Below are 23655 nucleotides of genomic sequence, written 5' to 3'. Positions count from 1 at the left end.
TATGATCCGGCTTGAAATTAATGGCAGTTATTAGTATATTTCCTATGGAGATCAAGCCCAGCTTTATAGAGCTTTATAAAACGGGAACTCTGGGAAAAAAGAGCCGGGAGGCCGGCGATCTTCTATCCCACTGTACCCTCTGCCCCCGTAACTGCGGAGTAAACCGTTTGCAGGGCCAGCTTGGTTACTGCCGGTCCGGATTGCTGCCCACGGTCTCCAGCTATAACATCCATCACGGCGAGGAGCCGCCGATATCGGGGACCCGCGGATCGGGAACCATCTTCTTCAGCCGCTGTAACCTGTCCTGCTGCTACTGCCAGAACTGGCCGATAAGCCAACTGGGCCAGGGACGGGAGGTCACGGCGGAACGGCTGGCCGGGATGATGATGGAGCTGCAGCAAAGGGGCTGCCACAATATCAACTTGGTTACTCCGTCCCATATGACCGCCCAGATACTGATGGCGCTGGAGACAGCCGTTCGGCAAGGGTTTGATCTGCCCTTGGTCTACAACACCAGCGGGTATGATTCGCTGGATTCCTTAAAACTGCTGGAGGGGGTGATAGACATTTATCTGCCGGATATCAGATACACCGATCCCGGGGCGGCGGAGAGATATTCGGGAGCAGGGGATTATCCGGCGGTCAATCAGGCGGCATTAAAGGAGATGTGGCGGCAGGTGGGCGAACTACAGCTGGACGACCGGGGGATAGCGCTTCGAGGAATGCTGGTAAGGCATCTGGTGCTGCCCAACGGATTGTCGCAGACCAGGGAGGCTTTGAAGTTCCTGGCTGGTGAGATATCGCCCCAGGTGCATCTGTCCCTGATGTCCCAGTTCTTTCCGGCCCACCGGGCGAACCAAACGGCCGAGCTGGGAAGGAGCATCACCCGGGAGGAATATCGGCAGGCGGTGCAGTGGGCGGAGGAATTTGGGCTGGAGAACGGCTGGCACCAGGAGTTGGACGATACCGGGGGCGGTCCCTCTGACCGGATAGTGAAGGCCACATAAAACAATATCATCTATGCCCATGAGTACCAAGTGCTGGGAAGACAGAAATTGTCTGCAGAAAGAATGCCCGGTCCGGCGGAGGGGCGGCAAGCACTGCTGGCTCAGCGAACCCCGGCCGGGCTTTGACGGGCAGTATCTGCCGTTCCGAGAACGGCTGTACCGGCACTGCCGCAGCTGCAGCCATTTCCATGGCATCATCGAAAGGGGCGCCGGGCGCCGGGCGGACGACCATCTGATGTCCGACACCATTTTTAAACTGATGGAGGAGATGGGCTCCTTTCACGAAGAGGTGGCCAGATCAAACCGGGCCCTGACCGAGAATATTCAAAATCTGGCCATGCTCAATGAAGTGACCAAGGCCCTGCAGTCCACCCTGGATCTGAAGCAGACCCTGCACATAATCCTGACCGGGGTCACGGCGGCGGAAATATTAAGGCTGAACCGGGCCTTTTTGCTGCTGCTGGACGATAGTCGGAGGAACCTGGTGGGAGAGATGGCGGTCGGCCCCACCGGTCCGGAGGAAGCCACCAAGATCTGGGACGAACTTAAAAAAAGCCCCGCCAGCTTCAAGGAACTGGCTATGCGCCCCCATCAGGAAATAGACGGCAACGAGTATGTCAACCGGCTGGTCAGGGAGATAAAAGTTCCGGTTGAAGATTACGACAACGTGGCCGTCAGGGCCATCAGCCAAAGAAAACCATTTTTGGTAAGCGACGCCCAGACCACCCCGGGAGCCAGGGGCTTTGCCGCCGTTCTCAAGGTCAGCAATTTCGTGATAGTTCCCCTGATTGCCGAGAACGAACCGCTGGGGGTTTTGATGGCGGACAACTCGATCACCCGGGCGCCCATAGAACAAGGCGACCTGACCCTGCTGGAGATATTTGCCGGCCAGGTTGCCAGCGCCATCCGCAATGCCAAGCTCTATCAGCAGCTGCAGATGAAGATGAAGGAACTGCGCCAGAGCCAGGACCGGCTGATAAAAGCCGAGAAAATGGCCTCCATCGGAGAGATCGCCACCACCCTGGCCCATGAAATGAGGACCCCTTTGGTATCCATCGGCGGCTTCATCAACTCCATGGCCAAGCAGCAGCCGGACAACCGGCCCTTTGAAAAGCAATTGAGGATAATAGGCTCCGAGATCGAACGCCTGGAGGCGGTCCTGTCCGACACCCTGGAGATGGCCCGGTTCAAAGACCCGGAGCTGGTCCGGGCCGATATCAATGCCATCATCGACGATTGCCTTAAACTGCTGCTGCCGGAATTTGAAGACAAGGGAATAGAGATACAAACCAGCTATAACTGCCCGGAACATCTGATCTGGCTGGATAAACTGCAGCTGCCCCAGGTCTTTTTTAACATATTCAAAAACGCCGTCCATGCCATGCCGTCCGGCGGCCTGCTGCGGGTCGAAACCAGAGAAACCGAACCCAAAAATATCGAGATAACGATCTCCGACACCGGATCCGGCATATCCAGCGACCATATAGACAGGATATTCGAATCCCGGTTCACCACCAAAAACAACGGCAGCGGCATAGGGCTGGCCCTCAGCAAGAAGATCATCAACAGCCACCGGGGAGTGATAGGAGCCGAGTTAAGGCCGGAAGGCGGGACCGCTTTCACCATCAGCCTTCCGTTAACATAGTGCTTTGTCAGGGGCCCGTAACCTTTAAAAAGGAGCGCATCATGAAAACTATTTTGGTGGTCGATGATGAGGAGAATATCCGCATTTTATACCAGCAGGATTTTACCGCTTCCGGCTACCAGGTGATCCTTGCCGCGACATTGGATGAGGCCAAGAAGGGATTCTCCCGGAACCAGGTGGACCTGGTGGTGCTGGACCTTAAACTCACCGCCCAGGACGGCGGGCTGGAGATGCTGCGCTGGATGCGGGAGGCCAACCGCAAGATCCCCATCATCATCAACACCGCCTATCCGGCCTATAAGACTGATTTCTCCTCCTGGCTGGCCGATGCCTATATCGTAAAATCCAGCAACCTGGATGAACTGAAAGAGAACGTAGCCAGGCTTCTTAAAGAAAACAAATAAATACTGTTCGGGAGAGTTAAAATTGTGAACATACTGAAGACCATTTTTTTAATGACCGCAATGACGGTGATCCTGGTTTTGGTGGGGGGGCAAATGGGCGGCCGGCAGGGGATGATGATGGCCCTGGTGTTTGCCGGGGGGATGAACCTTTTCGCCTACTGGTTCTCCGACAAGCTGGCCCTGATGAGCTACCGGGCCAGGCAGGTGTCCGAGGCCGAGGCCCCGGAGTTGCACTCAATAGTCAGAGGCCTGGCCACCAGGGCCGGAATACCCATGCCCAAGGTCTTTGTCATTCCATCATCCTCTCCTAATGCCTTTGCCACCGGGCGCAATCCGCAGCATGCCAGCGTGGCGGTTACCGAAGGGATAATGAGCCTTCTGAACCGCGAGGAATTGCAGGGGGTGATAGCCCATGAACTGGCGCATATCCAGCATCGGGATATCCTGATCGCTTCCATAGTGGCCACTCTGGCCGGAGCCATCACCATGATCGCTCGGATGGCCGGATGGGCCGCCATGTTCGGCGGCTACGGGGGGCGGGACAACGACCGTGACAGCGGTGGGGGGGCCATAGGATTCATCCTGATGGCCATCCTGGCTCCGATTGCCGCCCTGCTGGTGCAGATGTGGACCTCCCGCACCCGGGAGTACGAGGCCGATGCCGGAGGGGCCAGGATAGCTGGGAACCCCTACGGGCTGGCCGATGCCCTGGAGAAACTGCAAAGTGGGGTGCAGTTGCGGCCCATCCAGGCCAATCCCTCCTCGGCCCACCTGTTCATCGTCAATCCGCTTTCCGGGAAAAGCCTGATGAGCCTGTTCTCCACCCACCCCCCGACTGAAGAGAGGGTGGCAAAATTGAGGGCCATGGCCAGAGGATAGCTTTTGGAGGCAAACCGGTGTATAATATATGGAAACTAAATTTAAGGAAATCTGACCATGAAAAAAATAGCTGCTCTAAGCGCAATGGTTCTTATCCTGGCTGCTTCCCTTTTTGCCAAGCCGGTGGAGGTCTATAAAATCCAACTCGCCCCCGGCACCGACGCCTACCGCTATGCCGCCGATAAAGGCTGGGAGGTATTTTATGCCATGGAGGAACAGCTGCTGGTGTCCGGCAGGCCGGTTGCCAACGCCGAAAGGATATACCAAGGCGATTCGAAAAACCTGAAGTGGGCCTATCAAAGAAAGGGTTTCTCCGCTGCCGTCCCCGCTCAAAAAAGCATTTTCTTCCACAATGGAAGTTATCTGCTGGAGGCTTCCGATATCAAGCAATCATCCGCCAGGGGAAACGAGGCTTTTATCATCAAGGATTTCTCCGGGGAGCCTATCCGGCTCAACGCCAATGTTAACGTGCTGGGCACAGCCCTGGCCAGGGACTCCTCGATAGCCACCCTGACCCACCTGATAGACATTGCCGGGGTCGCCGCCGATGTGGAATCCCTCCAGGCCTTTAACACCCGTTCCACCGTGGCCCCCAATCACCAACAGGTGACCGAGTGGATAAGGGATGAATTTTTAAGCTACGGAATAACCGACGTGGTGATTGATTCTTTTATCGATCCCAGCTTTACCAGCTATACTCAATCCTACTTTAGCAACAGCGAAACCTACAAGATAAGGAATGTCATTGCTACTATACCCGGAGCATTGGACACGGAATCGGTCTATGTCGTCGGCGGGCATTTCGACACCTCGGTATGGCCCTATAATCCTTGGGCCCCGGGGGCGGATGACAACGGCTCGGGCACCACTGCTGTCCTGCAAACTGCCAGAATATTGGCAGCCAATCCACCCAACACCACGGTCAAGCTTGTCGCCCTGGACTGCGAGGAATGGGGATTGTATGGGGCGGAGCATTATGCAGCCCAGGTACTTTCCCAGGGGATGAAAGTGCAGTGCATGTTAAATTACGATATGATCGGCAGCATCGGCAACGACAGTCTGTTCGTCTCCAAATTGTATCCCGGATCCGAAACTTATGCCCATCTCTTGGGACTGATGGCCGTCTGGTACGGAAGAACGTCCGATACCAACCTGGTACCGGTCTATAATAGCGTATATCTGAACGGCAGCGACAGCTGGGAATTCTATCTGCGGGGTTTTCCGGTCACCTATTCCGAAGAATATAATTTCAGCCCGGTCTATCATCAGACCAATGACAGCACCAGCTACATGAACATGCGTTATTGTACCAGCAATATCAAGGCTGGCGTGGGATTGTTGACCACTATGGCCAACTATCCCCAAAAAGTCAGCGGCCTGGTGGTCAACGACGTGGGGAATGGTTCCCAGCTGTATGTTCAGTGGCAGCCGAACAAGGCCGTCAATATTAACGGTTATAAAATCTACTGGGGAAAAAGCTCCGGCAATTATACCGATTCCCTGCAGGTCGCCGGGACCGCGGACACCATCGGCGGCCTGATCGCCGACAGTCTGTACTATGTGGGATTATCGGCGCTAGATGCCGACGGCAAAGAAAGCCCATTGATAAACGAAATGGCCGGCATTCCGAGAGCCGCACCCCTGGCGCCATCGGGGCTGACCGCGACCCCGGTTGATTCTGGCGTCACCCTTTGTTGGAATAAAAACCTGGAGCTCGACCTGGCGGGATATGATATATATCGTAAAATAGATAACGGCTCGTTCGACAGTTTAACCAGCACTGCGGATACAGTGTATCTGAATAAATCGTTATCCGGAGCCGGCAGGTATTATTACAAAATACAGGCCAAAGATACCGACGGCAACAAGGGTTTGCTCTCCGACTCGATCTATTGCCGCCCCATCACCCTTGATCAGGGGATCCTGATGGTTGACGAGACCAACAACTGGACTGCCGGGAGCTTTCCCCGGGATGCCCAACAGGACAGTTTTTATAACTATATCCTTGCGGGTTATAAATATGAACAACACGAGTACGGATCATCCCCGCAAAAGCCTATATTAGCAGACTTCGGGCCATATTCCTCGGTAGTATGGCTGGCCGATGACTATGCCACACTGCTGGCATCGGGAGCAGTGAACGACATGAAGAGCTATCTTGATAAAGGCGGCAAATTGTGGTTTGCCGGCTGGAAACCTTCCAGCAACGTGCATAACAGCATCACCTATCCGGCCGATTATACCGCCGGAGATATATCTTACGATCATTTTAAGATAAGCCACTCCGAGCTCTCCGGCACCACCGATTCATTCAAAACGGCAACCGGATTAAAAGGGTATCCGGTTATAAATGTGGATACCTTAAAATACCCCTCGACCACCTGGGGCAAGGTGTTGCGGAACGTAGAGGCCTTGACCCCGGCGGGAACCGGGGACACCATCTATGTGATCGACATGAAGAACGACGGGAGCGCTTTTGAAGGCAAGGCCTGCGCGGTGAGGGACTCAGGCAAAACAGTGTTCTTCGGCTTCCCGCTGTACTTTATGGATAAGGAGCAGGTCAAGCTGGCGGCTCAGAAGGTGCTTTCGGAATTCGGGGAGCCCAGCGGAGTGGCCGGCAAGCCGGATAACAGAGAACGGATAACGGCCTTCAGACTGTTCCCAAATGCCCCCAACCCGTTGAATAATAAAACCACCATAAAATATCAGCTGCCGCAGGCCGGACCGGTCAAGCTAAGCGTCTACAACATAGCCGGACAGTTGGTGAAAACACTGGTAAGTGGTGATCAGCCAGCCGGAAGCTATACCCTCAATTGGGACCGGAAAGATAACCATAATAAGCCGGTCAGCGCCGGGGTGTACATCTATCACTTGAGCGCCGGCGATAATACCCAAAGCCGAAAGATGATTGTCCTAAAGTAAAGGAATAAGCCGATCAACGGGCCGCCCGTAAGGCGGCCTGTTTTTAATGCCAATTTTTCAAATTGTTGCCATACCATAACGAATATTTAGGTTGACATCAATAAATATAGATGCTAAAATCAGTACTCAATAATGGCAATATCCTGATCGGAAGCGTGGCCGAGTGGTTGAAGGCGGCGGTCTTGAAAACCGTTGTGCCGCAAGGCACCAGGGGTTCAAATCCTCTCGCTTCCGCCAGACTACGCCCAAGGGATCGACATATTAAGCCGGCTTTCGCCTACATCCAAAACCATAGGATTACGGCGGACAAGCCGCCTGGCCAGCCGGACTTTACATAAACGGGCAAAAATAATCAGCAGTCTTCACCTACATTCAAACCCCTAGGTCTCCGGCGGGCAGGTTGTCCGGAAGTGCTGTCTTGAATTTCATGCCAAAAAACGTTATAATTAGTGTGATTATTAATGCGGAGAGGTGGCCGAGCGGCCGAAGGCGACGGTTTGCTAAACCGTTATACGGTCTTAAAGCTGTATCCAGGGTTCAAATCCCTGCCTCTCCGCCATAAAAAATATGGTCAACAGTAAATATAAATACCAACAATAAAAGGCGGAGCGTTCCGCCTTTTATTGTTGGGGAATAAAGCATGGTTTTAAGCGGTATATAATTTGGAAACACTCAGCGACCAGGAGCTGATAGAAAAGGTGCTGTCCGGCCAGGACGCCCATTACAGCCAGCTGGTGAAAAGGTACCAGCGGGCCATCTATTCCACTGCCGCCAGGTACTTAAGAAGCCATGCGGCGGCCGACGAAGCGGCCCAGGAGACATTCATCAAGGCCTATTTTTCGCTTAAAACGTATGATAGCCAGTACCGCTTCTATACCTGGCTGGTGCGGATAACCATAAACCTTTGCCATGATGCGGCCAAGAAACAACAGCGCTACGTGGCCCTGGAGGAGGATCACCATCTGTCGGACTCCGACGATCCCCTGGAGAATGCCATCCAGAAAGATTCCTGCCAAAGGATCAGGGACGAGATAGACGGCCTGCCGAACGACCAGCGGGAGGTCATCCTGTTAAGGGTCGACAAGGAGCTTTCCTATGAAGAGATCAGCCGGGCCCTGAAGATACCCCTGGGGACGGTGATGTCCCGGCTGTTCCGGGGAAGAAAGACCCTGATGGAAAGGTTGAGGGATGTTATATGAATAAAGAGAGACATGAAATAGATCTGGAGCAATTGCAGCTTTATGTTGACGGGCAGCTGGATCCGAAAGATCGGGCAGCGGTGAACGCCCATCTGGGCCATTGCCCGGAATGCCGGGGGCTGGTCTCTCAACTGAATGAGCTGGAGCGGGCCATTAGTGATGCAGAATGCCCATCGGTCCCCCAGGGGTATTTTGAAACCCTGGCTTCCCGGGTGGCCGGCGGCATCGCCCAGCGAAAGATGGCCCGGAAGAAAAAATCCCTGCGGGGGATTTTTAACTGGGGTGGAATGCCGATCGCCGCCGCGGCTTCGCTGGTCATCCTGTTGGTCATTTCCGTCAACCTGTTTTACTCCGGAGAATTCTCCAGCCCCCGGGAAGCAGAGCTTGATAAAGCCGTCAGCCTGGCCAAAGACGAAGAGCCGACCTTGGCCAAGTCTCCGGAAAAGAAATCCCTGACAATGGCAGCCGCCGTAAAAGAGGAAGAAATCACAATTGGTTTGGTTGCCGGCCGAAAGCAGGGGGATAATGACGGATCCCGGACTCCAGAAAAGAAATCCCGGCTGGAGGAAACTGCTTTTATGGAGGTTAGGGCTCCGGTTGCAATGATACCTCCCCGGGCAAAAAAGACGAACACCGCAGCTGGCGCTCCCGGTAAAGAAACAAGCCAGGCGGCCGACGCGGCCGGGGAAAAACTGCCATCGGCATCATCGATGCCTCATATGGTGTATGAGGTAAAAACAATAGTCATATGTCTGCCGGGCGGCGATTCGCCCTGCCAGCCGCCGGAGATCTCCACCGCCATCGAGATAGACATTCCCAACGGAGGCTGAGGGCCGGGAGTATCAAAAAAGGGGGAAAGCTTGCGCTTTCCCCCTTTTTGTTTTCCGCGGCGGTTATTTTCCCAGGCTGAAGGTGATGGGGTAGGCCAGCCAGACCCTTACCGCCCTGCCGGAGGAGGCCAGGGCCGGTGAGAAGATGAATTGTTCAGCCGCCGTGACGGCCGCCTCGTCCAGGGCCGGATTGCCCGAACTTCTTACGATCTCCACCTTCATGATACGGCCGTCATAGTCAAGCAGCAGGTTCAGGAAAACCCGGCCTTCGGCCTGGGCAGCGATGCAGATCGAGGGGTAAACCGGCTTGACTGATTTGATCAATTCCGGCGCTTGGCTTAGCTCCTGGTAGGCGCCGGATACGGGGATATCGCCGTCTTTAACAAATTCAACCGGTCCTTTGATGCTATCGGGGTTGACGGCATTGGCCGCCATGGCGTTGTTCAGATCCCTTTGGGAAAAGCCGCCGTCATCCGCGGCCAGGGCATCAGGCACCGGGGTGGGGATGCCGGGCATCGGGGCGTCAACCGTTTTCGTCCCCGAGAGATCAGGGTCGTCAGGTCTGCCGTCAATCCGCGGGGGCGGCGGGATCAAACCTACCGGAATCCTTATGATATCGCCCCCCGGAATGAATTTCCCGGAATCATTTCGAGCCTGCATGATATTCCGATACACAGAGTATCCCGCCGTAGAGAGCATAATCATGATCAGCCCGTAAATCGTAAATAACAGGCCAAGCTTCAGGTCATTGCTCTCAATGGATCCATAGTTGTTCCGGGTATACCCCTTTGCGAATGCGGGTTTTAAACCCAGGAAGGCCGAGCTAAGGGCGAATCCTAACAGGACTCCAGCCATCGGGAACAACCAGATATAGTGTGACATCTTCTATTCCTCCTTTTACCCAATATACTGCAAAGGGAGGAACTTTATTCCCAGACAGCCGGAGAAAAATAACATTGAGGTGATGCCAATGGCTGCAGGATCGTTGCAAAAACAGCGCACCCGGGCCTTAACCTGATCGCTTAGAATTGATCCTTCCAAAACTCAGTATTTCCGTGGTAAAAGGCTCTTTGGCAGATTGAAAGGGAGCAATTTGACAAGTAGGGCCAGGAGGGGAAGCAGCCAGGCGATAAGGACAAATAGAACGAAGAGATCGCCATGCTTCTGATAAAAGGTTCGGTTGTTCAAAAGCGGGATGGCATTGGTTATTATCATCTGTTTATAAAGGGGGGTGGGCTTGATGATCTCTCCGGTGGGCAGGATGAACATGGAGATGCCGGAGTTGGCACAGCGGGCTATAGCCCGTCTCTGTTCCACCGCCCGGAAGACGGCCATCTCGGCGTGCTGGCGGGCCGCCCCGGACCGCCCGAACCAGCCGTCATTGGTGATGTTGACCAGGAACCGGGCCCCCCGGCCTACCTGCTGGCGGGCGATCTCCGGGAAGATGGATTCGAAGCAGATCATGCAGGAGAAATTTATGCCACCCATGTTGAAAATAATGCTGTCGGCACCCGGGGTCCATTCGCCCTCGCCAAAATCAACGTTTCTGATAAATGGTACCTTATCCTTGTAGGGAAACCTTTCGCCGAACGGCACCAGGTGGCTCTTGGCATAAGAGTTGGTCAACCCGTAGATGGGGCGTATCAAAAAAGCCGAATTATAATAAAGCTGTGTCTGCCGGTTCGGTTCGTAGGAAAAGTCCGGGACCCCGGTCAGGATGCTGCTTTTCAAATCATTGGCCAGGGAAAGGACCCTCAGGTAGTATTCCGGCTCATAGCGGAGATAAAAGGGCAGGGCGGTCTCCGGCCACACCAGCAGATCGACCGGCTGTTTTACGGCCTGCCGGCTAAGAGAGTCATAGGTCTGCCAGTTGTATTCCCGGAACTCCCGGTCCCAGCGAAAGCCCTGTTGGATGTTTCCCTGTATCAGGGAGATGTTCAGCAGCGGAGCCTTTCGCATCTCATTATTTACCAGGGATAGCATCAGTTTGCCGGTCAGCGGCGGCACACCAAGGATCAGCAGCAGCACCGACATCCTTAAAACAGCTGGAGTGGTCAACCGGAAGGACCGGCGGGCAATGAAATATTTTATAAGCCCGTAGATCAACCCATTCACCAGGACGATCCAGAAGGTAACACCATAGACACCGGTAAAAGCGGCCATCTGAATGGCGCTGGTCCACCGGGCCAGGCTATAGCCCAACGAGCCCCAGGGGAAACCCAGGATGCCGTGGCTGCGGATGAAATCGAGCAGCACCAGGCCGAATGGGGCCGCCCACCAAAACGGCATATTCAGCCTGCCGGCCAGCCATTTGGCCAGGGTAAAGGAAGCGGCCAGGAAAATAGAGAGATAGGCTGCGATCAACACTACCCCCAGATAGAGCAAGGGGCGGACCCAGCTTTCCACCGCCGGGTTGAATACGATCCAATGCAGCAGGCCGCAGAAAAAGAAGAATCCGCTCAGCCAGGCGGTCATGAAAGTTTTGCGAAGCGGGAGATTTTCAATGCCGAAATACAGGGGGATCAAAGAGACAAAGACCAAGGGCCACAGGGAAAAGAGGGGGAATGTCAGGAATAATAACAGGCTGGTTATGGAAGCTAAAATAAAGCTGCGTCTCATCTTAGGGCCGCATCTTTAAGGGGGTGTTTTTGTTAAGGCCGATTTTCAATTCGCCCCGGGCGATCAGGGCTATGGCCTGGGAATAGGCCAGGTGCTCCTCTTTCAGCACTCTGTCAGCCAGGGTATCCGCAGTGTCCTCCGGCAGCACCGGCACGGTCCTCTGCAAAATGATCGGTCCGTGGTCCACCTCTTGGTCCACAAAATGGACCGTACAGCCCGACACTTTTTCGCCGGAGGCCAGCACGGCTTGGTGCACTTTGTGCCCGTAGAATCCCTTGCCGCCATGGGCCGGCAGCAGGGCGGGATGGATGTTAATGATGCGGCCCGGGTAATGGTCTATGAAGAACGGGCTGAAAATGCGCATAAATCCGCAGAGGCAGATCAATTGGGCCTCCTGGCGGTCAATGATGGCGGCCATTTCCCGGTCAAAAAGCTGGCGGGTGGCAAATTCTTTGTTATTTACCACGAACCAGGGGAGATGGTGCTTTTGGGCCCTGGCCAGAGCGCCGGCGCCGGGAACGTTGGAGATGACGGCCACTATCCGGGCGTCCAGCCGGCCGGATTCGATATTGTCAATGATGGCCTGGAGATTGGTTCCGCCGCCGGAGGCCAGGCAGGCTATTTTCAATTTGTGATCCATATAAGGGATTTTATACTAAGTGATGGCGGTTGTCAAATATAAAAAGCCCGAGGGGATCGGGCTTTTGGCGGGTAAAAACTTGAACCATCAGTCCCACAGCTCCAGGGATATGCCTAAGGCATAGCTCCGGCGGGGCATGGGATAGCCGGCCCGCACCTGGTATTCGGCATTGAACAGGTTGTCGATCTTGTAAAACAGGACGGCATCCCGGATCTTCAAAGACAGGGTCTGGCCGGATACAAAATAACGCGGCAGTTCGAAACCGGGGCCCAATTCATCGGGGGGGCTGACCATCTGGCGGTCCTTGTACTGGGTGTTAAACTGCCAGCTGAGAGAGAGACGGTCGGTGACGGGAAAATCCCTGAAGGAAAGAGCCAGGCTGGCGGAATTGGCCGGGGTGTAATTCAACTCCCGGCTGCTATCCGATGTCACCTTTGCCACGCAGAGGCCGTAGTTTAGGTCAAAAACCAGATATTTCAATATTGATATCCCTCCAGTCAATTCAACACCGGAGGTATTGACATCCAGATTATTGGCCCAAGTGAGCAGATAGGTGTTCATATCGTACAACCATCTTATCATGTCGTTGGTTTTGCGCTGATAGGCTGAAAAGGATATGTTGTAGGAGTCTTCTTTATATCTTGTGCCCAGCTCATATTGTTGAGATTTTTCGGGGACCAGATCAGGGTTGCCGGTGGTATAGGGCTCATTCCAGTAGAGTTCATTGATGGTGGGCACCCGATAGGCCTGGCCGTAGTTCCCATAGATAGTCCAGCGGTCATTGAACTGCCAGCTGCTGGAGATGTTCGGCGATGTTTGGGCATCATGCCCGTAATTTTTATCATAGCGCAGCCCGGCCACTATCAGCCATGGGTGCCAGGGGCGATACTCCTGATTCACAAAGGCCGAATACAGATTGGTCCGGTGACTTCCGGAATTGTCGCTTTCGCTCTTGATCTGCTGGTAGGCGCCGCCCCATACGGTGTTGAACCCCTGCCAGAATCCATAGGTAAATTGGATGTCGGCATTGCTTTGCCGGGAAAAATTCTCCGGGGCGGTATTGTTGTATTCGTAATAATAAAAGGTACTGATCTGGCTCTGGCCTATCTTGAATTTGACAAGGTCGGAATATTCCAGGCTAGCATAATAATCCTGCTGATCATCGGACATTCGGTCATTGGCCGTCTGCCAAGATATGCTCCCGGGGGATCCGCCGATAGATTGATAGGATTGATACTCCATCCCGATTCGGATCAGGCTGTCCGGCCTGATTTTCAAGCCCAGAAGATAGTTGCTGCCGCTGTAATCCGAATTTGGTCTTTCGCCGTCGGTACTTTTCCAGTCGGCCGAAAAGGTGATGCCCGTAAAGCGGTTCAGCTGCCGGGAAAGGACGGCCGACATGCTCTGTTGTTTATGCTTGCCGTATTGATAGGTTATTCTGGAATAAGGCTTTTCCGGCGCATCGTCAGCCGTTATTATATTGACCACGCCGGCCAGGGCATTGGCCCCGTAAAGAGCCGAGGCCGGACCCCTGACGATCTCGATCTGTTTTATATTGGCGTTCAGTTTTTTCAGATCATACCCCCCATTCAGGGCGGAATTCAAGGGCATTCCGTTTAGCAGGAACAATACCTGTTCGGCAGAGGAACCCCGGATGCTGAAATTTGCCATGCTTCCCAACCCGCCATAGAGACCGGAATTGGTTCCCGGCACCTGGGAGAAGGCGGCTATCGCTCCCTGGCCGGGGTCGCCGGGGTCGGGGACGATGATGGAAACGCTGGCCGGGGCCGCCAACTGGGCCAGGGCTGTCCGGGTGGCGGTCACCACGATGCCCTTTAAGGCGAAAACCGGGAGGCTGTCGGCCGGCGCTGCCGGTTTGATACCATCATTTTCGGTCAAAGTGTCAAGGGACTCATTGGAGCCGCTGCCGGTGGCATTTGGGCCGCTTGGGGAGTCCCCGGGGGAGGCTGCCAGGACCAGGCTAAGCATCAGGGCGGTCAGCATCTATTCTCCTTAATGTTTGTTATCCGATCAAACCGATCAGGATCTGTCTTTGTTTCCGAGAAAATATTATTTTGTTCTCCTTGGCCAGCCAGCCCAGAGCCAGATAAAGGTTTTTATCGTCCAGCCCGGTGCTTCTTTTTAAGGCGCTGATATTCTGCTCGCCCTTGGCATTCAACTCACGCCAGATCGCTCCGGCATTTTCCCCGATCTTGATTCCCCACATGGATCTTCTCCCTTTTCAAATAAGGATTTGGGGTCTGTTTGTCTTGGGGTGCAATACGATATCGATATCGGTCTCATAGACCGGCTTAAGAACGTTCTCTCTCAGCACTTCTTTTGGCGGATTGTCGGCGGCAATGGCTCCCTGATGCAGCAGTATGATCCGGTCGCAAAAACTGGCGGCCAGATTCAGATCGTGCAGGACTGCCATGACCAAAATTCCGCTTTGGGAGCTCAGCTTTCTGGCCGTTCCCAGGATCAGGCGCTGGTGCTTGAGGTCCAGGTGATTGGTGGGCTCATCCATCAATAACACCCTGGGCTGCTGGGCCAGGGCCCGGGCCAATATCACCCGCTGGCGCTCGCCGCCCGAAAGTTCGGTGATGGGCCGTTCCCTCAGCTGCCAGCAGTCGCTCAGTTGCATCGCATCTTTTATAATCCTGTGATCCGTGGCGGTTTCATCCTGCAGTACCTTGAGGAAAGGGCTCCGGCCCATGGCCACGATCTGGTAGGCGGTGAAATCGAAGGGAAAATGATTATCCTGAAAAACCACCGAGATCACCCGGGCCAGGGCCTGAGAATTAAATCCGGAGATATCCTTTCCTCTGATCATTATCCGGCCCGAAAAATCGGTTCTTAATCCGGCCAGGCATGACAGCAAGGTGCTTTTGCCCGAACCGTTGGGTCCGATCAACCCGATCGTCTCTCCCGAAGCGGCCTGAAAGCTGACATCGCGAAGGGCTGGGATCGTTCCATAGCGGTATGTGAGATGGTTAACAGCTATCATATCTTCTGCGATTTTTTCCTCCACAGCAGGAAGATGAAGAAGGGCACGCCCAAAAGGGCGGTGATGACGCCCACCGGGATCTCGAAATTTCCAAAGCTTCTGGCCAGGGTGTCCGAGAGGATCAACAGGCTGGCACCCAACAGGCCGGAGACCGGCAGCAGGCGTTTATTGTCCGGCCCGGACAGCATCCTGCCCAGGTGGGGCACCATCAATCCGATGAAACCGATCACCCCGGCCAGGGAAACCAGGGCCGCCACCATCAGGGCGATGATGAAGAAAACGGTCTTTTTCAGCCGTTCCACCGGAACCCCCATGCTCTGGGCCGGGGCCTCCCCCAGGGTCAGCAGGTTCAGGTTTTTCGACTGGATCCATAGGTAGATGGACCCCGCCATCACCAGCACCGAGGCCATGGCCAGCAGGAAAACAGTATCCCGGGTGAACAGGATGCCTAGGTTGCCCATCAAAATGTAGATCATATCCTGCAGCTGTCTTCCGGCCAGCGACATCAGCAGCATTATCAGACCGGAGAAGAAAGCATTGACCACCACTCCGGACAATATCATGGTCTCTGAAGGAAGCCGCCCGTGGACCCGGGCCAGCCGGTAGACCAAAAAGATGGCGGCCACTCCGAAAAAGAAAGAAAAAAACTGCATGGTGAAAACCCCGGCCAGGCCGGACGATAGGCCCAGGATCAGGGCCAAAGCCGTGCCGCAGGCCGCCCCGCCGGAAACCCCCAGCAGATATGGTTCGGCCAGGGCATTGCCCAAAACCGCCTGCAGGGCGGCGCCGGAAACCGCCAGGCCCATTCCCACCAGGGCTCCCAGCAAGACCCGGGGCAGCCGGATGGAGGCTATCTCCGGGCTGACGAACAGTCCGAACCCGCCAGGGCCGAAGGCCAGGCCGGCTAAAACTGCCATTAAAAGTACCAGCGGCGACAGCCAGACCAAAGGCTTACTTTTCATAAAATATTCTATTCAGCTCTTTTAATCCCATAACAGACCGGGGTCCGGCCCGCAGAATAATATCCAGGTCCAGATGGTCGAACACTTTTTTATTTTTGACCGCCGGGATGTTCTGCCAGCCGATCCTTTCAGCCAGTTGCTTTTTGTCGGTCTGGGGATGAAGGACCAGTATAATATCCGGCCGTCGCTGAATGACGAGCTCCGGGTTGATGACGGCATAATCCCGGCCGATGTCGGACATGATATTTTCACCCCCGGCCCGAGCTACCAGCAGACCCACCAGTCCCGTTTGGCCGGCGGTCATCAATGGTTGGGACGATATCTCGGCATAGACCTTGGGCCTTTTGCCTGGCGGGATCATCTCCAGGGAAGAGGTTATTTTATTCAAGGCGGTGGAGATAACTGTCAACAGCGAATCGGCCACGGGTTGCTTATTGAAAACGACCGAAAGAAGCCGAATGTCGTTGGATATATCCTCAAGGCTGGCGGGGTTCAGTACCAAAGCGGGAATCTTCAGGGCTTCCAGTTTGGCTAGGATGGGAGTGTTGCTGGTTCCCACCATAATTGCCAGATCGGGCTTTAGGGATAGAATCCTTTCCAGGTTGGCAGTGGCAGCATCGCCGACGATCTCCTTTTCCCTGGTCCGTGGCGGATAGTTACACCAGGCGGTAACACCGATCAGCTTGTTCTCGGCCTGCAGGGCGTAGATCATTTCGGTGATATTGGGGGCAAGGGAGATCACCCGGTCCGGGGCTTTGGATAATATAACTGTACGGCCGATATCGTCGGTTACGGTCAATTTTTTACCGGAATAAAGCGGCGGGGTTTCCTTTTGGCCACAGCTTATAAAAAGGAGGGCGGTTATGATGTAGGGAAAGGGTTTTTTCATATATCTCCATATTGAAAAGGCTCGAACCTTATGAAAAGATTCGAGCCTTGACCTTATAACAAATCAAGCCCGACCTTTTCCCTCGAAGGTCCGGTGAAGATTCCATTAAGGCCGGTCTCCTGGCTTGCCCTGATCCCAAGCGCCTTCCCGTGGTAACAGTGGCGATATGCTTGGATCCAATATTTGGGCTTACAGTTGCGGGGCAGCTCCCGATTATCTAAAAATTTAGAGCACGGGATTCCCGATTATCTCCCGAAAATTCGGGAGCACCTTAACAAGCTGGATTATATAAGAAATTTTAAATTATGTCAAGTATGCTAAAATTACCCTACATACGATCAGTCCGCCGCAATCCTATGGTTTTGGATGCAGGCGAAAGCCGGCTTTGTATATTTGCCCACTTGGCAGTATCGGCCTGCCAGACGCAACCTGTTTAATATGTAGACCCCTTTGGGCGCAGTCTGCCGACCACATCCTTTTTTAGCCTGGTATATAACATAACGGATTTCGTCGGCTAAAGGCGGAAATAGCTCCGGCATCAGGGAACAATAAATTCTGGCTCGCCAGACTAAGCCTGCCGGATATTTTCGCTTAGTTGGGCGTATTGGCGGAGAGACAGGGATTCTGCTCCTTAGGCGCATCCGCCGCCGCTATGCAACAGGTATTACTGCCGGCGGAGGACCCCTCAACTGCGTTGATCCGGGGTTCTTATAATAAACTGGCGGAGAGTCAGGGATTCGAACCCCGGATCCCGCTCATCACGGAATACACGATTTCGAGTCGTGCGCCTTCGACCAGCTCGGCCAACTCTCCGCTAACAGATATATATGTTATCAGATTTTAAGATCGGCGTTTTTTGAAGAAATCCTTCAATAGTTGCGAGGCCTCTTTGGCAAGCAATCCCCCCTCCACAGTGACAAGATGGTTGAGACGCTTATCCTCGACTATATTGAAAACCGAGCCGCAGGCCCCAGCCTTGGGGTCCGATGCTGCATACACCAGCCGGTCAATCCTCGACAGCACCATGGCTCCGGCGCACATGGAGCAGGGCTCCAGGGTCACATATAAGGTGCATCCGCCCAGACGCCAGCGACCCAGTTTTTTAGCAGCTTGTTTGAGGGCTGTCAACTCGGCATGCTGGGAGGCGTCTTTACGAGCCTCCACTTGATTCCGGCCTCTTCCTATGATCTTATGATCATGAACGACCACGGCCCCCACCGGGACTTCGTTGATCAGGGCCGCCGTTTGGGCCAGCTTAAGTGCCCGTTGCATGAAATATGTATCGCCGCGTTTCTTTTCCATAATAAAATGGTACGCCCGAGAGGATTCGAACCTCTAACCTACGGATTCGTAGTCCGTTGCTCTATCCAGTTGGGCTACGGGCGCACTTCAACAGCAATTATAACCATTAAATGGCCTTCAAGTCAAGATGTTTGATGAGGGGGATATGCCGGCATATATATTTACTTTGAAATTAATATTTGTCAAATTAAAAAAATTATAGTATATTATATAAAGAATAAAGGTTATTTTACTGTCAGGAAAGGAGACCTATGAAAATAAGCCCTAAAATATTTCTGCTGTCAGCTCTCCTGATGTATGTGCTTACCATCACAGCCTATGGGAGGAAAAATATGGAGAATATCGTTTTTGCCACCTTTGCCCAGGATGAATCCGAATTGGAACAGGCTCTGGTGCTGGCCAGGAGCCTGCGGACTTATGGCGGAGATATGAAAGAGGCGCCATTCTGGCTGTATCTTCCGGCCGAATCATCCGAACTGCCGGGGAGGATCGGTCCTAGATCTTCCCCTCTGAATATCGAGGTGCGGACATCCGCCACCCCCGAAGCGGCCAGGGATTACTACTATTCCGGCAAGACCTTCGCCGCCGGCACTGCCGAAGGGGCCGCCGCCGGGAATTTTAAGATACTGGCCTGGCTGGATGCCGATAATATCATCGCCCAAGAGCCGAAGGATTTCATTTTAAAAGACGGGATTTGCTTCGGCTGGCGGCCGGTGATGCTCAAACTGATCGGTTCGGCCTATAATGAGCCGCCCGACGAATTCTGGTCACGATTGTACGTGAAACTCTCCGTAAAACCGAAAGCGATCTTTCCCGTAACCACGCCGGTGGATAGCGCTCAGATAAGGGCTTATTTCAATGCCGGGATACTTATAGTCAGGCCCGAGCGGGGGATTCTGCGAAAATGGCCGGTATCCTACGAAAAACTCTATTCCGATCCGTTCTATCGGGGGGAATGCAAGAAAGATGTTAAAAAGCGTATCTTCCTTCATCAAACCGCCTTGGCCGGGGCGGTGCTGAACATGCTCAGCCGGGATGAGATGGCCTGCTTGGATGACAGGTATAATTATCCCTTCTTTTTCTTCGATAAATATCCGGTTGAAAAGCAGTTCAAATCATTGGATGACGCGATCACTATTCGCCATGACGGAATAATGTACCAGGATAAAGAATGGAAAGAAAAAATGAAAGATACCTCCAAGATCGCCGAGTGGATTAAGCAGGAATTTAGCGGAAGCCATTGATCATAAAGATAAAAAAATATCCAGTGGCGCCAATTTTAAGGAAATAGAATATATGTTAAAGTAAGAAAAGCGAGAAAGATAACCATAGCCGCTCGATATCAAGGGGCGGCTATTTTATATAAGGCCTTTAAATCTTGCCAGGCAACACAATAAATACCATAGAGATGGATAAAAAACAAAAATAATGAAACTAATGCGTAAGAGCTTACGTATTTTGAAATGAATATAAAATTGGAGGTAAACCCATGAAAAAAACAACACTGCTGATTGTCTCCCTGTTCACAATTACGGGGATTTCCCTGGGCATCACAAGAGAAAGGGTAATAGACAAAAAAGATAATATGACCCATGTGGATAAGACAATCCAAACTCAAACTCTTTGCCAGCGCCTGGCTTGCATTGCTGACAAGTTGGAGATAAGCGCCAAGGTAAGTTTTTGGAAAAAAAATTACCAGGACGCCATCACTTTTTATCATTTATTGTCAAAGACCGGCAAAAGCGAATTCGATGACCTGTATAACCTGGCCTGCTGTTATAGCCAGACTGGCAATGATAAACAGGCAGCCAAGTATTTGAAGCAGGCGGTGGATGAAGGTTTTACTGACCTAGACCATATCAAAGCAGACCCGGATTTTGATAATGTCAGAAATTCTCCGAAATTTCAAAAAACGCTGGAGGATATCGTCAATAAGTTAGGACAGCCCGTTAATTTCCCAGCTGCCAAGGCCGAAACTGATATCCAGACAGTAGCTGGCGGAGAATCGATGATTGAGCATGATGATAAAAATTGACCACGCCAGGCAAAGAATCTGGCCAGGGGCCCAACAGCTCTTTTAAAATCCAATAGGTAAAATATAAAGCCGTCATATCATTTCAATGACGGCTTTCTTCTATTCTGGTGCGCCATAAAGGACTCGAACCTTTGACCCGCTGATTAAGAGTCAGCTGCTCTACCAACTGAGCTAATGGCGCATTTTTTCAAGACAATCATTATACTAAAATTTTGCCAGAATGTAAAGAGTCTTTTAATTTCATTCTCCAAAAGATTATGAAGGACGGCGGAATTTTATCCTTGACTAGGCGCCCAAATAAGGGTTATAGTTACAAATCATTCCAGCCTGTTTATATTTTTAATTTATTGATTATTAAGTGCTTATGGCACTGCTAACAAGACATATTGAATTGGCCTACGGAGACACCTGCCTTAAAATTGATATGCCAGAAAAGAACCTGCTCGGAATCCTTTCGGTTTCAGGAAGAGAGGCCATCAGCGGCGTTACCGCCGCTCTGGACAAGGCAATGCTAAAACCCATCGGATCACCCCCGCTTTGGGAACTTTTGAAAAAAATCAAACCCCAAAGACCCCTGATAATCGCCAGCGACCATACCAGGGTGGTTCCCCATTATCCCTTGATCCTGGATCGTCTGCTGCATGAGTTTCAGAAAGCCGGGATCGGATCCAATCGGGCCGATCTCCTTATCGCCACCGGAAATCACCGGGCGCCCAGCTGCGAGGAACGGGAGGCCCTGTATGGACCAAAGGCCTTTGATCGGCTGAACCTGTATGCCCATAACTGCGATCAAAACTGCATCGCCCTAAGCCGGCTGACAAACGGCCGTGAGGTGGAGGTGAATCAGCGTTTGTTGGAGAGCGATTTCATTATCGCCACCGGCAAGATCACTCCGCATTACCTGGCGGGCTATTCCGGCGGCCGGAAGGCGGTCATGCCGGGCTGCGCCTCACGAAGCTCCATTGCCGCCAACCACGCCATGGTCGCCCGGGGCAAGAACGGTCCTGGCCGGCTTAAGGATAATCCCATCCACCTTGAAATGGCCGAAGCCGCTTCGCTGGCAAGAATTGACTTTCTGATTAACGTAGTACCCACCCCGGAAGATGAAATCGCCGGCCTATTTGCCGGGCACTGGCAGAGGGCCTGGGAATCAGGAGTAGATCTGTGCCACAAGTTGTGGTCGGCTGAATATGAGGGATTGGCGGACTGCATCATCGCCTCGGCCGGGGGATATCCGCTGGACATCAACCTCTACCAAATGCAGAGGTTGCTCAATAACCTGGAAAGCGCCGTAAAGCCGGGCGGGACCATAGTGCTGGTGGGCCAGTGCCGGGAGGGGGTTGGACAAGATGGGTTCGGCCACTGGATGGAGAGGTATTCGATAAAAGAAATATTATCTACTCCCGAAGAAAATATCACCGCCGAGGCCCATCGGGCCTTTGCCACAGCTCTGGTGATGGACAAATGCGAGGTTCTGCTTATAAGCAGCATCGAGAAATCCAAGACCCAGGAACTGAAATTCAAGTTCATGCCAGACTGCCAAAGCGCTTTGGACTATCTGAAGCTCAAACATGGGGCGGATTTTAAATGTTACTTGGCGCCCCAGGCCAATTCCATCATGCTGGAGAGGCGGCAGCCATAACCTGAGATCCCGCGGCCGTCTTGTTAGCATTAGATATCAACCCGATTATAAGGAGAGGCATATGTTCAAGGAGATTGTTTTATCCACCGCTGTCTGTTTTTTGTCGGCCAATCTTTTTGCCGCCGGGAAAAACAAACCGCCCCAGGGCGCTGAATTCTGGAGGGACGGCAAATACTGCCGGCAGGATAATATCGATCTGAAAAAAGCCGAGCAGGGGGTCCTCCGGGCAAAAGTGGAAGGGCGGTGGCAGGATTTTGCCATCCAGCATCTATCCCCGGGCTTCATGGAATGGAACCTTAAGGAGAGGATTAAAACCCTGGAGGGCATCAAAAAACGGGAGATGCCGGGTTTTGCCGGGCCGCACAGCGGAATGGTGGCCAGTCACGGAGCCGGCCGCGGGGACAGCCGGATCATCATCAACAATGCGGTAAAGGGGATGGGCTTTCTTCCCAAACCGGAGGCCATTGGCGGGCTGCTGGATGAGCTTCAATCTTCGGCGGATTCCTCAATGAACTATAAACTGAGCTGGCTGATGAATCTCTATGGCCAGAGGAAGGACCTGCTGGATGATACCAAGCAGGTCTCTTTGGAACTGTATGCCAAGCCGGATTTTGCCACCCATACCTTTTTGAACCAGATGACCGATCCGGCGGTATCCATCGTATTTCTGGATATTCCCTCTTTCGAGGTCCGGGCCATAGCCCAGCTGATCGATCCCAATGATCCGGAGCTCTCCGGATATCAGAGGCAGATGGCGGACTACGTAAACGGCATCCATGATTATTTCCACGGGGCGGCCCCCAGGAAATCAATCGTGGCGGTCTACCATGTGATAGAGGTGTTTGACAACTCCCCCGGCAAGGCCAAGGGAAAGAGGGTGGTGCCGCCGTTGCCTTAGCTCAGCAACAGGGTGTTTTTCTTGTACAGGTCTTGGCCCCTCGGACGAGGCAGGCGGCCCGGCGGATGGCATGGTATAGGCCGATGTAAATGAATATCAATCCGGTGACGCTATGCCAGTAGGACAAATTGAAGGTGATGACGGGCCGGGATTCCAGCGGCAGGATAAAATACAGCCCGGTCAGCGAACCGGCAAAAAAACTGGCCAGCAGCAGCCAATTCCAGACGGTCTGGATCATAATGATCTTTTTGGGGTCCCGTCGCTGCCATACCTCCCCGGCACCAGCTAATACTGAGACCATAAACAGCAGAAGCCATGGGTGATAATTGGGGCGGTTTAATTTCAGGGATTTCCCTTCGGCCGGTTCGATGGCTATTGTTTCCGGCTGTTCCTCCGGAGCGATCTCGGGAATATTCTGGGGATCCGGCTGTGGAACAACCTCCAATCCCGATCCCTGTTCGGTTTGATCGCTATCGGTCGATTCTTCAGCCGGCCCGGGGTTTTCATTTTGGACAGCATCTCCCGGTTCCCCGGCCGAGGCTCCGCCCGATTGAGTAAGGTCCTGGGACAGATCGCAGAGGCTGTCCCCATTGCCGTCAACATAGCGGCTGCACTGGCCCGGAGCGGGATCGTCGGTCAGGCCGAAGGGGCAGTTAGTTTGGGCCAGACAGTATCCGGCGGCCAATAGCATCAGGGGCAATATTAGAATGATTTTTTTTGGCATGGAGTTCCTTTGTTTTTGGTCTGTTGGATCTGGACAATGATAACAACCAAA

21 protein-coding genes, 5 tRNA genes and 1 riboswitch are annotated in these 23655 nt (G+C 53.2%); of the genes, 13 read left to right on the top strand and 13 right to left on the bottom strand.

Annotated features, from left to right (window positions below):
* Window positions 1–44: 44 nt before the first annotated feature.
* The 9 genes from RDU76_05575 to RDU76_05535 all read left to right on the top strand — a co-directional run bounded on the left by RDU76_05575 (window position 45) and on the right by RDU76_05535 (window position 8886).
* Window positions 45–1007 (top strand): radical SAM protein, encoded by a 963-nt coding sequence (locus RDU76_05575; protein MDQ7798394.1) that lies wholly within the window; start codon window positions 45–47, stop codon window positions 1005–1007.
* Between the two features lie 19 nt (window positions 1008–1026).
* Window positions 1027–2652: an ATP-binding protein gene (locus RDU76_05570; GenBank protein ID MDQ7798393.1), complete on the top strand. Its 1626-nt coding sequence runs from the start codon at window positions 1027–1029 to the stop codon at window positions 2650–2652.
* A 41-nt stretch (window positions 2653–2693) separates the two neighbouring features.
* The gene (locus tag RDU76_05565) at window positions 2694–3056 is read left to right on the top strand and encodes a response regulator (GenBank protein ID MDQ7798392.1); all 363 of its coding nucleotides are present in this window, start codon (window positions 2694–2696) and stop codon (window positions 3054–3056) included.
* A 24-nt stretch (window positions 3057–3080) separates the two neighbouring features.
* On the top strand, window positions 3081–3935 hold the full coding sequence (gene htpX, locus RDU76_05560; protein MDQ7798391.1) for a zinc metalloprotease HtpX: 855 nt from the start codon (window positions 3081–3083) through the stop codon (window positions 3933–3935).
* Window positions 3936–3992: 57 nt separating this feature from the next.
* Window positions 3993–6857, top strand: coding sequence for a M28 family peptidase (locus RDU76_05555; GenBank protein MDQ7798390.1), 2865 nt, complete (start codon window positions 3993–3995; stop codon window positions 6855–6857).
* 149 nt (window positions 6858–7006) lie between these two features.
* Window positions 7007–7094: transfer RNA gene (locus tag RDU76_05550), tRNA-Ser, on the top strand.
* Between the two features lie 228 nt (window positions 7095–7322).
* A tRNA-Ser gene (locus RDU76_05545) sits at window positions 7323–7416 on the top strand.
* Window positions 7417–7519: 103 nt separating this feature from the next.
* On the top strand, window positions 7520–8056 hold the full coding sequence (locus RDU76_05540; protein ID MDQ7798389.1) for a sigma-70 family RNA polymerase sigma factor: 537 nt from the start codon (window positions 7520–7522) through the stop codon (window positions 8054–8056).
* The gene (locus tag RDU76_05535) at window positions 8053–8886 is read left to right on the top strand and encodes a zf-HC2 domain-containing protein (protein MDQ7798388.1); all 834 of its coding nucleotides are present in this window, start codon (window positions 8053–8055) and stop codon (window positions 8884–8886) included. The genes RDU76_05540 and RDU76_05535 overlap by 4 nt, the downstream gene beginning before the upstream one ends.
* Window positions 8887–8949: 63 nt before the next feature.
* Here the strand turns inward: RDU76_05535 and RDU76_05530 are convergent, their stop codons facing one another.
* The 11 genes from RDU76_05530 to RDU76_05480 all read right to left on the bottom strand — a co-directional run bounded on the left by RDU76_05530 (window position 8950) and on the right by RDU76_05480 (window position 18389).
* Window positions 8950–9546, bottom strand: a complete 597-nt coding sequence (locus RDU76_05530) for an energy transducer TonB (GenBank protein MDQ7798387.1) — start codon at window positions 9544–9546, stop codon at window positions 8950–8952.
* Between the two features lie 384 nt (window positions 9547–9930).
* Window positions 9931–11505 (bottom strand): apolipoprotein N-acyltransferase, encoded by a 1575-nt coding sequence (gene lnt, locus RDU76_05525; GenBank protein MDQ7798386.1) that lies wholly within the window; start codon window positions 11503–11505, stop codon window positions 9931–9933.
* Window position 11506: 1 nt separating this feature from the next.
* Window positions 11507–12133 carry a phosphoribosylglycinamide formyltransferase gene (gene purN, locus RDU76_05520; protein MDQ7798385.1) on the bottom strand — a complete coding sequence of 209 codons (627 nt, stop codon included), beginning with the start codon at window positions 12131–12133 and terminating at the stop codon, window positions 11507–11509.
* Window positions 12134–12232: 99 nt separating this feature from the next.
* Complete coding sequence (locus RDU76_05515; protein MDQ7798384.1) at window positions 12233–14149, bottom strand: TonB-dependent receptor; 1917 nt, start codon at window positions 14147–14149, stop codon at window positions 12233–12235.
* Between the two features lie 19 nt (window positions 14150–14168).
* On the bottom strand, window positions 14169–14372 hold the full coding sequence (locus RDU76_05510; GenBank protein MDQ7798383.1) for a winged helix-turn-helix domain-containing protein: 204 nt from the start codon (window positions 14370–14372) through the stop codon (window positions 14169–14171).
* Window positions 14373–14387: 15 nt separating this feature from the next.
* Window positions 14388–15152: an ABC transporter ATP-binding protein gene (locus tag RDU76_05505; GenBank protein MDQ7798382.1), complete on the bottom strand. Its 765-nt coding sequence runs from the start codon at window positions 15150–15152 to the stop codon at window positions 14388–14390.
* Window positions 15149–16114, bottom strand: a complete 966-nt coding sequence (locus RDU76_05500; protein MDQ7798381.1) for an iron ABC transporter permease — start codon at window positions 16112–16114, stop codon at window positions 15149–15151. The genes RDU76_05505 and RDU76_05500 overlap by 4 nt, the downstream gene beginning before the upstream one ends.
* Window positions 16104–17003, bottom strand: coding sequence for a cobalamin-binding protein (locus RDU76_05495; GenBank protein ID MDQ7798380.1), 900 nt, complete (start codon window positions 17001–17003; stop codon window positions 16104–16106). The genes RDU76_05500 and RDU76_05495 overlap by 11 nt, the downstream gene beginning before the upstream one ends.
* 91 nt (window positions 17004–17094) lie before the next feature.
* A riboswitch (cobalamin riboswitch) is annotated at window positions 17095–17292 on the bottom strand.
* Window positions 17293–17722: 430 nt separating this feature from the next.
* Window positions 17723–17816: transfer RNA gene (locus RDU76_05490), tRNA-Ser, on the bottom strand.
* Between the two features lie 27 nt (window positions 17817–17843).
* Complete coding sequence (gene tadA / locus RDU76_05485) at window positions 17844–18305, bottom strand: tRNA adenosine(34) deaminase TadA (GenBank protein ID MDQ7798379.1); 462 nt, start codon at window positions 18303–18305, stop codon at window positions 17844–17846.
* Between the two features lie 7 nt (window positions 18306–18312).
* Window positions 18313–18389, bottom strand: a tRNA-Arg gene (locus RDU76_05480).
* A gap of 167 nt (window positions 18390–18556) precedes the next feature.
* On the opposite strand from RDU76_05480, the gene RDU76_05475 reads away from it, so the two are divergent.
* Both RDU76_05475 and RDU76_05470 read left to right on the top strand, forming a co-directional pair.
* Window positions 18557–19549 (top strand): hypothetical protein, encoded by a 993-nt coding sequence (locus RDU76_05475; protein ID MDQ7798378.1) that lies wholly within the window; start codon window positions 18557–18559, stop codon window positions 19547–19549.
* Window positions 19550–19794: 245 nt separating this feature from the next.
* A complete protein-coding gene (locus RDU76_05470; protein MDQ7798377.1) occupies window positions 19795–20340 on the top strand; it encodes a hypothetical protein in 546 nt (181 codons plus the stop codon).
* Between the two features lie 105 nt (window positions 20341–20445).
* Here RDU76_05470 and RDU76_05465 read toward each other — a convergent pair.
* Window positions 20446–20521: transfer RNA gene (locus tag RDU76_05465), tRNA-Lys, on the bottom strand.
* Between the two features lie 183 nt (window positions 20522–20704).
* Here RDU76_05465 and larA point away from each other — a divergent pair.
* Together larA and RDU76_05455 are read left to right on the top strand one after the other, a co-directional pair.
* Window positions 20705–21982, top strand: a complete 1278-nt coding sequence (gene larA / locus RDU76_05460; protein ID MDQ7798376.1) for a nickel-dependent lactate racemase — start codon at window positions 20705–20707, stop codon at window positions 21980–21982.
* 61 nt (window positions 21983–22043) lie between these two features.
* A complete protein-coding gene (locus tag RDU76_05455) occupies window positions 22044–22880 on the top strand; it encodes a hypothetical protein (protein ID MDQ7798375.1) in 837 nt (278 codons plus the stop codon).
* Between the two features lies 1 nt (window position 22881).
* On the opposite strand, the gene RDU76_05450 is transcribed toward RDU76_05455, so the two are convergent.
* Window positions 22882–23604, bottom strand: a complete 723-nt coding sequence (locus RDU76_05450) for a hypothetical protein (GenBank protein MDQ7798374.1) — start codon at window positions 23602–23604, stop codon at window positions 22882–22884.
* Window positions 23605–23655 lie beyond the last annotated feature (51 nt).

It is taken from the genome of Candidatus Edwardsbacteria bacterium (assembly GCA_031082425.1).
Lineage (GTDB): Bacteria > Edwardsbacteria > AC1 > AC1 > EtOH8 > UBA2226.
The sequence above is the reverse complement of the archived record's forward strand: the minus strand, read 5'-3'. Positions and strand labels throughout refer to the sequence as shown.